The organism is Pseudomonas sp. Ant30-3 (assembly GCF_000690905.1).
Lineage (GTDB): Bacteria > Pseudomonadota > Gammaproteobacteria > Pseudomonadales > Pseudomonadaceae > Aquipseudomonas.
Genome location: NZ_JMCL01000073.1, coordinates 24,850 through 35,968 on the forward strand (window position 1 = coordinate 24,850; position 11,119 = coordinate 35,968).

Genomic DNA, 11,119 nt, shown 5'->3' on the forward strand with positions numbered 1-11,119 from the left:
AAACCATGCGCCACCTGCAGATAAAACCCCGTATTTACTGGCCGAAACCTGGAAAGGTCACGCTTATCGGACGATACAATAAGCCCTTGCAAAACATGTATTACGGTATACCATCGGACCTACAAACCCAAAAAAATGTGTACACCCGAGGACAGTCCAATGATCGATGCAGCCATCTACAAACAAGTCATGGGCTCGTTCCCGTCCGGTGTAACCGTCATTACCACACTGGATGACGACGGTCAGATCGTCGGGCTCACTGCCAGCGCTTTCAGCTCGCTCTCAATCGACCCGGCACTGGTGCTTTTCTGCCCTAACTACAGTTCCGATTCCTACCCAGTGCTGATCAAAAACAAGCGATTTGCCATCCACGTGTTGTCAGGCGGTCAGCAGAGCGAGGCCTATGCCTTCGCACGCAAGGGCAAGGACAAAGCCCAGGGGATCGAGTGGACGTTGAGCGAGTTGGGCAATCCGATTCTGGCGAACGCGACCGCCGTCATCGAATGCGAATTGTGGCGTGAATACGAAGGTGGAGATCACGCGATTATGGTGGGTGCAGTCAAAAACCTGATCGTGCCCCAGCAGAAAGCGGGACCACTGGTCTACTGCCACGGCAAAATGGGCGAATTACCCGTAATGGCTTGAGAAATCGACGCTCAAAAATTTTGAGCCTTTCTCGTATTATGGTATACCAGAATTAACAGGCCTTCAGTCGATTGGCCGTCAACAAAAGTTCAGAGGTAACGCGTCATGAAATTTTCCCTGTTCGTGCACATGGAACGTTGGGACGAAAGTGTCAGCCATCGCCAGTTGTTCGAGGACTTGACCGAACTGACGCTGATGGCCGAGGCCGGCGGTTTCAGCACCGTGTGGATCGGCGAGCATCACGCCATGGAATACACCATTTCGCCAAGCCCAATGCCTTTACTTGCCTATCTGGCCGCCAAGACCACCACCATTCACCTGGGCGCCGGCACGATCATCGCGCCGTTCTGGCATCCGCTGCGGGTGGCCGGTGAATGTGCGTTGCTGGACGTAATCAGTAACGGCCGGATGGAAGTTGGATTGGCGCGCGGCGCTTATCAAGTGGAATTCGACCGCATGGCCGGCGGCATGCCTGCCTCCTCCGGCGGCCAGGCACTGCGGGAAATGGTTCCGGTAGTGCGGGCCCTGTGGAAAGGCGATTACGCCCACGACGGCGACATCTGGAAATTCCCGACGTCCACCAGCGTACCCAAGCCGATCCAGCAACCCAATCCGCCGATGTGGATCGCCGCGCGCGACCCTGATTCACACAACTTCGCGGTGGCCAACGGCTGCAATGTGATGGTCACGCCGCTGATGAAGGGCGATGAGGAAGTGCTGGATCTGAAAAACAAGTTTCAAGCAGCCCTGGACAACAATCCGGACGTGCCGCGCCCGCAACTGATGGTGCTGCGTCACACCCACGTACACGGTGTGGACGATCCCGAAGGCTGGAAAGTCGGGGCCAAGGCAATCTCCCGGTTCTATCGCACTTTTGATGCCTGGTTCGGCAACAAGACAGCGCCAGTCAACGGTTTCCTGGAGCCAAGCCCCGAAGAGAAATTCGCCGAGCGTCCAGAGTTCACCCTCGACAGCCTGCACAAGACCGCAATGATTGGCACGCCGGAAGAAATCATTCCGCGCATCAAGTACTACCAGGAATTGGGCGTCGACGAGTTCAGCTTCTGGTGTGATAACAGCTTGCCCCATGCGGAAAAGAAGAAATCCCTGGAGCTGTTCATCAAACACGTGGTTCCGGCTTTTCGTTAATCCAGCTAACCGGCCTTCCGGCTGCTAAACCGGAGGGCTGGGTTTACTTTGTCATAGCGCAATCTTCAGCCCTTCTCTACCTCTTCCCATTGACGCGCACCTGGTCGCCCCATCGGCACGGGAGCTCGAACCTGTCGATCTGCTGCTCGCGTCCCGCGAGATCTGCTAGCTATCCCCTCACATCGCTGACGTTGATAGTCACCATCAGCCCAATGAAGTTCTCAAAAAAACCGAGCGGCGTAACACTAGACCCATACCCACTTACAACGCTTCGGAGTACACAGACATGAAAAGCCAACTCTTCTTCGGCATCGCTTTCTCGGTACTGGCCGCCAACACTTTCGCCGCTACTTCCCCAAATGCTATCGCCGAAGGTGGTTCTGATCGCCTGATCGAAAGCCGCATCGCCGCTGACGGTTCTGATCGCCTGATCGAAAGTCGCATCGCCGCCGACGGTTCTGACCGCCTCATCGAAAGCCGCATCGCCGCTGACGGTTCAGATCGCCGGATCGAAAGCCGCATCGCCGCTGATGGTTCTGATCGTCTGCAGCAGAATCGGGTTGCACTGAGCCCGGCCAATGCAGCAATCGATGGTGTGCTGGTTGCGGATGTCCGCGCAGAGTTCGGTTCGAAGTATCAGCGCTATTGATTCGCCGCAGTGAATCGGTAAACCCCAAAAGCCCGGTGATCCCGGGCTTTTTGCTGTGTTCATTTTGATGAAGCGCCCCTCAAGGCGCATCCACCACGATGTACGTCACATCACTGCCCTGATACTGCGGTTGATACCAGGTCGAACCGCATTGCATGTAAGCCATGTTGTAGCGAATGACTTGCACGCAACAGCTGAGCATTTGTGCCGGTGTGATTGCCCCAGCCCCGGTCTCTGCCAGACACGGCAGTGCCCGTTTGGCGGTTCAAGCGGCAAGCAAAGAATGAAAATCGACACTTGGCACGATCGAAACACCATGGACAACAAGCGCGAATAGTAATTCTTCCCATTTGCACTAACTTCGCAAAGCCCTTATCCTTGCGACCCAGCGGCGCGGTCTTCCGACAACTGCGCTGCCGGCTGACGCCTGTTACCAACAGGTCAGCAGGCTGCTGGCGGCAGGAGTGGACACAATGAACTGGAACGGTATCAATCTCAGGTGGGCCTACACGGATCTGCTGCTCAGCCTGAGTCGGCAGACCCGTTGCGTGCACGACGCCTACGATATCCTCCACGATGCGTTCGTGCGCTACATGCTGGCCAGCCAACGAATCACCATTGATCAACCGAACGCCTACCTGCGCCGCGTCGCGCATTCCGTGTTGATCGATCATTACCGCCACGCCGCGCGATACGTCGCGTTGATAGACGAGAGCGGCGTCAGCCCTCAGCTACACCAGACCGACGACTTTGCCCCCTCTGCCGAGCATCTGGTCGACATGCAGCAGCGTCTTGAAGCTTTGCAGCGCATCCTCGATTGCCTGCCCGCGCGCTGCCGCGAAGTGTTCTGGCTGGCGCGCATCGAAGGCCATCGCCAGGCTCATATCGCGACCATGCTGGGCATTAGCCTGAACATGGTGGAGCGCCATTTGATGCGTGCGTTGCTGGATTTGCGCGCGGCGCGGGAAGCGCTTTGCCCATGAGTTCACCGCGCGAAGAGGCTGCCGTCTGGTTCGTCCGCTTGCTGGAGGTGGAAGACGATCATCAGGACCGTGCCCGGTTCAACCAATGGTTGCGTGCCGACCCTCGGCATCGGGCCGAGTACCAGGCATTTTCCGAGCTGTGGGGCGACTTTTCCTCCACCCGCAAGACCGAAGCCCTGGCGCAGCAGATGGAGAAAAATAACGGACGGCGGCGATTCCTGCGCAACGGCATGTTGGGGCTGGTCGGGCTGCTGGTCGGCAGTTTGTCGTGGCGTCATTGGACGAAAAGCGGCGTTTACGAACAGTATTTACAAACGACCAAAGGTCAACGCCAGCCATATCGATTGCCCGATGGTTCGCAACTTTCGCTAGGCGCCGACACGCGCATGCTGGTTCGGTTTGACGGCCAGCAACGCCTGCTCTTGCTGTTGCAGGGCGAAGTAATTTTCGATGTGGCCCGCGACGTCGAGCGACCGTTTGTGATCGACGCCGGATTGGCGCGCGTGACGGTGCTGGGCACGCGTTTCGCGGTCAATCGTCTGCAAGACAGGCTTCGGATCAGCCTCGAACGCGGCCAGGTGCAAGTCGACAGCGAGGCAACCCGCTTGCAAATGCACCCGGGCGATGTGGCGCAGGTCATTCGCGGTGAGCCCCTCAAACGCTTGCCCCTGCCGGCAGATAACGCCTTCGCCTTCGAGCGCGGGCGACTGGTTTTTACCCAGGCGGATCTCGCGGAAATCGCCGACAGCCTTTCACGCTATCGAGAACGTCCGGTGATCACGCTGCCCGGAAAGAAGTCGCCGTTGATTACCGCCGTCGTACAGCTTGCCGACATCGACAGCTTCCTGGCGGCGTTGCCGGCCGTGGCGCCGGTTCAGGTCACACAGCTTGATGGCAGTACTCAGTTGCGGGCGCGTTGACGATGCCGCTGAAAAGAATTCGCACGACGACATCAGGGTTTTGCGAGCTACCGCGTCATTAGGTATCTGCTCCCTAAAACGAGAAAACCCATGCATCGTCATTCCTTGAATTCACTGGTGGTTGCCCTGTCACTGGCGCTGACCGGGCACGCGTTGGCGGCCCCCATTGCCTTTGATTTACCCTCGCAGTCGTTGGCAACGTCGCTGCGACAATTGGGCGAACGCGCAGGGCTGACGATTGCAGTGGATGACGGTATCGTTGACCAGCGCAGCGCGCCGGCGCTCAGGGGCACGCTAGAGCCCCTTGATGCGCTGCAACGCTTGCTCGACGGCAGCGGCCTGACTTACCAGCAGCAAGGCTCGACGCTGGTCATTTCGCAACGCAACGACACGGCAATCGAGCTCGGCAGCACACGTATCGAAGGCCAAGGCATGGGCCAGGCGACGGAAAACTCGGGGTCTTACACCACCGGCCTGACCAGCGTCGGCTCGAAGACTCCAACGAGTCTGCGTCAGACGCCACAGTCGATTTCCATCGTCAGCGAGCAGTTGATGGACGATCAGCAAATGACCGACATCAACGATGCGATGCGTGCAACGCCGGGCATTTCCGTGCAGAACAACACCTACCGCACCTTCGACATTCTTTCGCGCGGCTTCACCATTCAGAACTTCCAGCTCGATGGCGCGGCGCCCATGGCCCAAGGCAGTTCGCTGGGCAGTTTCTATTCGTCCAACGTCTACGATCTGGCGGAATTCGATCACATCGAAGTGCTGCGCGGCACCGCAGCGTTATTCGGTGGCACGGGGGACCCAGGTGGCTTGGTGAACATGGTGCGCAAGCGCCCGATGGACACGTTTCAGCTGAAGTTCAGCGCCTCGGCCGGCAGTTGGGACAACTACCGCCAGGAACTGGACGTCACCGGGCCGATTGCCTTCGACGGCAAACTGCGCGGGCGGATGGTCGTGGCCAACACCGATCGCCAGTATTTCGTGGATAACCGCAGCACCGAAAAACCGTTCGTGTATGGCGTGCTGGAGGCCGACATCACCGACGATACGATGCTCACCGCCGGCATCCGCTACAACAAATCCCACGAAAACGGTACCCAGAGTTCAGTGCCGCGTTACCTGGACGGCTCCGACATTGGCCTGCCAAGGCGCACCGGCATGAGTGAAAACTGGGCCTACACCGATGCCACCGGCCGCGAGGTGTTCGCCAAAATCGACCATCAGCTGTCCGATGACTGGAAGCTCAACGTGTCGTACACCGACCTCTGGGATGTCGGCTATTTCAAAACCACCACAGCCAATGGCGTGGGCATAAACCCCGCCACCGGCACTGGCCTGACGTGGTTCGGCAGTTCGAGCAAACAGGAAAACCAGCAGCGCATGCTCGACACCAACCTGTCCGGCACCTTCCAGATGTTCGGCTTGCAGCACGATCTGGTGGTAGGTGCGGACTACCAGGAAATCTCCAGCCGCTGGCTGGGCACTGGTCGCTATCCATCAGCGGGTGGTCCTTTGAGCCCGTTTGACCCGGACAGCACGCCATTCCCGGAACCGGCCAACGATCGCAATTACACCCGCGACTACAATCCCAACGACCAGAAGCAATACGGTCTGTACGGCAGTTTGCGTCTGCAACTGGCCGAGCCGTTGCACTTGATCCTCGGCGCGCGGGTTCAACGCTACACATTCGAACAGACTTACCAGACCCGTGTCGGCACGACCTGGACCACGCAATCGAACATCGACATGCGCGAGCCGACTAAAGTCACGCCTTATGGCGGCCTGGTCTATGACTTGAACGATGAGTGGTCGGTCTACGGCAGCTACTCGGAAATCTACAAGCCTCAGGTCAACCTCCTGCAAGGTCCCCTGCCCGGCTCGCCGATGGACGCGATGGAAGGCAAGACCTATGAAACCGGTTTGAAAGGCGAGCTGTTCGGCGGCGCGGTCAACACCAACATCGCGCTCTACTACACCACGCGCGAGAACCAGGGCGTGCGCGATCCGGCCTTTCCGACCAACGACTTTGCCTTCTCCGGCAGTTGCTGCTGGCTGGACCAGGGCGAAGTGGTCAGCAAAGGGGTCGACATGGAAATGTCCGGCGAGGTCATGCCCGACTGGATGCTGATGGCCGGCTACACCTACAACAACAATCGCAATCGAAATGCCAAGGCACCGATCAGCACGCAAACGCCCAAACACCTGTTCAAGATGTTCTCGACGTATCGCCTGCCAGGCATGTTGTCAGACTTCAAGGTCGGCGGCGGCGTCAACCTGCAAAGCTCAAACTACTTCAGCGGCACGGTCACGGCTAACGGCGCCAGTAATGCCTACGACTTCAGCCAGGCGGGTTACGCGGTGTGGAACGCCTTGGCAGAATACCGGGTGGACGAGCACTGGACGGTTACCTACAACGCCAACAACATTTTCGACAAAACCTACTACGCGACGGTGGGCTCAACGTCCGCCACCAACTGGTATGGCGAACCCCGCAACCACATGCTGACGTTGCGCGGCACGTTCTGGTGATCTTCGGAAAACCCGCTTCACATCGATCACACTATTTTCACATGCACCAGCGTACGGTGTACCGAGCTCCTTTGTGATTACCAGCCCGCACCCCCCATCGCGGGCTTTTTTTTGCCTGCGATAAAGTGGGCTGCGCTCTGAAAGGCTCCTCATCCATGAGGAGCCTTTCCCCTGTCAGCTGAACAGATCAACACCCAGCTGGAAGGCCACCCACAGCGCGAGGCCGGTGGCGAACAGCAGTGCGATGTTTTCGAACAGGTTGTTGCGATACTTCTTGTCCAGCAACGACTTCTGGTTGGACATGATCAGCAGACCCAGAGAAATCACCGGCAAGCCAATGATGTTCAGGGCGCTGACGCCAATCGTCAGGGTGACGAAGTCGGGCATGCCCGGCAGCGACCAGATCAGCGGCGTGACCAGGATGAACAGCATGAACCACTTGTGCATCGGGTCATGGTGAAACTCTTTGCCGTACTTGTCGCGACGCTTGGGCTGCACGTGCTGGAAGGCATCGGTGATGAGCATCGGGAACGCGGTGGTTTTGCCCGAGATGCTGGCAAACAGCGTGGCGAAGACGCCGATGAAGAAAACGTACCAACCGATTGGGCCGAAGAATAATTCAAGGGCCTTGCCCAGGTCGCTCAAGGTTTTAACTTCGATGCCATTGGGCCGAAGGATTTCTGCGCCGACGATCCAGATCGCCAGGTTGATCACGATCCCGACGAACACGGCAAACAGCAAATCATTACGCTGAATGCGTTTGTGCTCGGGGCCGACCCAACCCTTCTGACGCATTACGTACGGGTGAACGAAGTTGGCAATCGAGCCAGCCACCGCGCCAATTACCGATACCGCCACCAGCAACGCGCCGTGCACACCTTCATCGGGTGGAATGCTGAAGCCGATGGTGCCTTTGACGATGCCGACCACGTCCGGACCGGACATCACCGCCAGAGCAATGAACGCCAGCGTCATGATCGCCAGCAGCACTTTCATCACGCCTTCGATCATCGAATAGATATTGCGTCCAACCAGCAGCCACACCGCAATGACCACCGCGACGGAGCACAACAACGGATGGTCGATTTTCAGCAACATCGCCAGGGATTCACCGGCGCCCTTGATCATGTAGGCGTTCATCAAGTGGCCCATCAACAGGGCGTACACGAGCATGAACCAGGCGAAGAAGGGATTCAGTTGGGCGTAGCCCTGGAGGATGGTCATACCCTGGTTATTGCACAACTGGAAGCGGGCAATGATGTTGACGATCAGGTAGCGCAGCAGCAACGACACTGCCAATACCCACATCATCGCGTAGCCGTAGTTTGCTCCGGCGACAGAAGACGTGATCAGGTCGCCCGCCCCCAGCCAGGACAACACGGCGATGATCCCTGGACCTAGAAGCTTCAATATCCGTGAGAAGCGATTTTGCGTGGGCGCAAGGGCTTGGCCTTCGACCGATGGAATGCTCGGCATAGAGGAGTATCTCCATTATTTTTTTTGTGAGAACGGACGCAGTCGAACATGGAGGTACGTCGTCGTACAACCTTTCTTGCACGGAGAGTGTAAGAAAATGTTTCTGCGCTGAGTGCAGCCCATGAAAAGCGAGCGCGCCGCTTCAGCCCAGCACTCTCAGCGTCGGTCCTGACTACGCAGACGACACTTTTGAGCTGAGACGATTCAGCGGCTTCCTGAATAATCGCAAGATCATTGATGAAATCGTCGAGGTTCAGCATGACCAGCGCCGCTACCGAGCAAGTCAGCCCGAAAACGCTGAAAAAAGTGATTGTCGCCGCGGCCATCGGCAACTTCGTCGAGTGGTTCGACTTTGCCGTTTATGGCTTTCTCGCCACGACCATCGCCCAGCAGTTTTTCCCCAGCGGCGATGCCAGCGTCGCCCTGCTGAAAACGTTCGCGGTGTTTGCCGTGGCCTTCGCCTTCCGGCCGCTCGGGGGGATTTTCTTCGGCATGCTCGGCGATCGGATTGGTCGCAAGCGCACGCTGGCCATGACCATTTTGCTGATGGCGGGTGCGACGACCCTGATCGGTCTGCTGCCCACCTACGCCGCGATTGGCGTGATCGCGCCGATCCTGCTCACCCTGATCCGCTGCGCTCAAGGGTTTTCTGCCGGGGGCGAATACGCGGGTGCGTGCGCCTATCTGATGGAGCATGCGCCGAATCACAAGCGGGCCTGGTATGGCAGCTTCATTCCGGTATCGACCTTTTCTGCGTTCGCGGCGGCGGCTGTGGTGGCGTATGCGCTGGAAGCCTCGTTGTCGGCCGAAGCCATGGGCAGTTGGGGCTGGCGCCTGCCGTTTCTGATCGCTGCGCCGCTGGGTCTGGTGGGGCTTTATCTGCGCTGGAAGCTTGATGAAACCCCGGCATTCCAGGCCGTGACTCAGGAACACGCGGTGGCGCATTCGCCGCTCAAGGACACCCTGCGCAACCATGGCGCCGCTATTTGCTGCCTGGGCGCTTTCGTTTCGCTGACGGCCCTGTCGTTTTACATGTTCACCACTTACTTCGCGACTTACCTGCAAGTGGCCGGCGGTTTGAGCCGTGCTGCGGCGTTGCTGGTGTCGCTGATCGCGCTGATTTTTGCCGCGGCGATCTGCCCGCTCGCCGGGTGGTATTCCGACCGGGTCGGGCGGCGGATGACTGTGATGACGGCGTGTGCGCTATTGATTGTCGCGGTGTATCCATCATTCCTGATGGCCAGCTCCGGCTCGTTCGCAGCGTCCATTGCCGGCGTCATGCTGCTGGCGATTGGCGCGGTGTTGTGTGGCGTGGTCACCGCCGCCCTGCTCTCGGAGACCTTTCCCACGCGCACCCGTTACACCGCGTCGGCGATCACCTACAACATGGCGTACACCCTGTTTGGCGGCACCGCGCCGCTTGTGGCAACGTGGTTGATCAGCGCCACCGGCAGCAATCTCTCGCCGGCGTTTTATTTGATGGCCGTGGCGTTGATGGCGTTGGCCGGTGGACTGGCACTGCCGGAAACCTCGCGAATTTCCCTGCACGATATTCCCGCAGGCGATGCCACAACGGCGAAACCCGTCGTGGTCTGACGGTCAAAAAAAATCCCGTGTTGGCGGGATTTTTTTCACTCGGGACTGGCGGTGCCGGCACTCGGTCTAAGGCAATGCCGACTCGACGGCAGGTTGCTCATGAACGGCGACTTCAGGCCACTGCGTCAGCACGTCGAAGCCATCGTCCGTCACCGCGATCATGTGCTCCCACTGCGCGGAAAGGGATTGATCCTTGGTGACCACTGTCCAGCGATCGCCCAGGGTTTTCACGTGACGCTTACCGGCGTTCAGCATCGGCTCGATGGTGAATATCATGCCCTTCTTCAGCTTCAGGCCCTGCCCCGGATAACCGTAATGGAGAATCTGCGGTTCATCGTGATACACCTTGCCGATGCCATGGCCGCAATATTCGCGCACGACGCTGAAACCGGCGTTCTCGGCGACCTGCTGAATGGCATGGCCGATATCGCCCAGCGTCGCGCCGGGACGCACGACACGGATGCCCGCCCACATGGCTTCATAAGTGGTGTCGATCAGCCGCTGTGCCTCGGCACTCACTTCGCCCACCCGGTACATCCGGCTCGTGTCGCCATACCAGCCATCCTTGAGGACAGCGATGTCGATGTTGAGGATGTCGCCGTCCTTCAGCGGCTCATCTGAGGGAATGCCGTGGCAGACGGTTTCGTTGACCGAAGCGCAGATGGTTTTTGGATAGCCGTGGTAACCGATGTTGCCCGGGATGGCTTTCTGCACGTCGACGATGTACTGGCGGCACAGGGCGTCCAGTTCATTGGTGCTGATGCCCGGTTTGACATGAGGTGTGATCATCGCCAGCACTTCAGCGGCCAGGGCGGCGGCGGCGCGGGATCGGGCGATGTCTGCGGCGCTGTGAATGATGACATTCGCCTTCATGCTTCTGCCCCCGTTGTTGCGCGGGCGGCGCTGCTCGCCGGCAGCGCGCTGGCATCGCACAAGTGCGCAACATCAAGGCCGCCCGCCAGCTCGGCGCGAATCAGCAATCGGTTGATCTCGTTGTGATTGAGTTCTGGATGCAGCTCGGCGAGCATGCCGATACGCATCCAGTGCTCCGCTTGGGCGTTGATCGAGCGGCTTAACGCGTTGCCGGCGATGCGCAGATTGTCATGCATTGCTTCGGAGATTTTGACGATGCCCATCATTCACACCTATACGAAACGACT

Annotated in this window: 10 protein-coding genes; 7 read left to right on the forward strand and 3 right to left on the reverse strand. The window is 58.6% G+C overall.

Annotated elements, in window-relative coordinates:
* Nucleotides 1-159 precede the first annotated feature (159 nt).
* The 6 genes from DU29_RS0117975 (at nucleotide 160) to DU29_RS0118005 (ending at nucleotide 6,887) form a co-directional block, all read left to right on the forward strand.
* Entirely contained in the window at nucleotides 160-645 is a 486-nt protein-coding gene (locus DU29_RS0117975) for a flavin reductase family protein (RefSeq protein ID WP_028622920.1), read from the forward strand.
* A gap of 105 nt (nucleotides 646-750) precedes the next feature.
* The gene (locus DU29_RS0117980; RefSeq protein ID WP_028622921.1) at nucleotides 751-1,794 is read left to right on the forward strand and encodes an LLM class flavin-dependent oxidoreductase; all 1,044 of its coding nucleotides are present in this window, start codon (nucleotides 751-753) and stop codon (nucleotides 1,792-1,794) included.
* Between the two features lie 286 nt (nucleotides 1,795-2,080).
* The gene (locus DU29_RS01000000130175; RefSeq protein WP_050483134.1) at nucleotides 2,081-2,443 is read left to right on the forward strand and encodes a hypothetical protein; all 363 of its coding nucleotides are present in this window, start codon (nucleotides 2,081-2,083) and stop codon (nucleotides 2,441-2,443) included.
* A gap of 473 nt (nucleotides 2,444-2,916) precedes the next feature.
* Nucleotides 2,917-3,426 carry an RNA polymerase sigma factor gene (locus DU29_RS0117995; RefSeq protein WP_033050675.1) on the forward strand — a complete coding sequence of 170 codons (510 nt, stop codon included), beginning with the start codon at nucleotides 2,917-2,919 and terminating at the stop codon, nucleotides 3,424-3,426.
* Complete coding sequence (locus DU29_RS0118000; protein ID WP_028622923.1) at nucleotides 3,423-4,346, forward strand: FecR family protein; 924 nt, start codon at nucleotides 3,423-3,425, stop codon at nucleotides 4,344-4,346. The genes DU29_RS0117995 and DU29_RS0118000 overlap by 4 nt, the downstream gene beginning before the upstream one ends.
* 90 nt (nucleotides 4,347-4,436) lie before the next feature.
* Entirely contained in the window at nucleotides 4,437-6,887 is a 2,451-nt protein-coding gene (locus DU29_RS0118005; protein WP_028622924.1) for a TonB-dependent siderophore receptor, read from the forward strand.
* A 174-nt stretch (nucleotides 6,888-7,061) separates the two neighbouring features.
* Here the strand turns inward: DU29_RS0118005 and DU29_RS0118010 are convergent, their stop codons facing one another.
* A complete protein-coding gene (locus DU29_RS0118010; RefSeq protein WP_028622925.1) occupies nucleotides 7,062-8,363 on the reverse strand; it encodes an Nramp family divalent metal transporter in 1,302 nt (433 codons plus the stop codon).
* A gap of 258 nt (nucleotides 8,364-8,621) precedes the next feature.
* Here DU29_RS0118010 and DU29_RS0118015 point away from each other — a divergent pair, with 258 nt between their 5' ends.
* Nucleotides 8,622-9,959 carry an MFS transporter gene (locus DU29_RS0118015; RefSeq protein ID WP_028622926.1) on the forward strand — a complete coding sequence of 446 codons (1,338 nt, stop codon included), beginning with the start codon at nucleotides 8,622-8,624 and terminating at the stop codon, nucleotides 9,957-9,959.
* A 66-nt stretch (nucleotides 9,960-10,025) separates the two neighbouring features.
* Here the strand turns inward: DU29_RS0118015 and map are convergent, their stop codons facing one another.
* Both map and DU29_RS0118025 read right to left on the reverse strand, forming a co-directional pair.
* Nucleotides 10,026-10,832 (reverse strand): type I methionyl aminopeptidase, encoded by an 807-nt coding sequence (map, locus tag DU29_RS0118020; protein ID WP_028622927.1) that lies wholly within the window; start codon nucleotides 10,830-10,832, stop codon nucleotides 10,026-10,028.
* Nucleotides 10,829-11,095: a ParD-like family protein gene (locus tag DU29_RS0118025; protein ID WP_028622928.1), complete on the reverse strand. Its 267-nt coding sequence runs from the start codon at nucleotides 11,093-11,095 to the stop codon at nucleotides 10,829-10,831. Before DU29_RS0118025 ends, map begins: the two co-directional genes overlap by 4 nt.
* Between the last annotated feature and the right edge of the window lie 24 nt (nucleotides 11,096-11,119).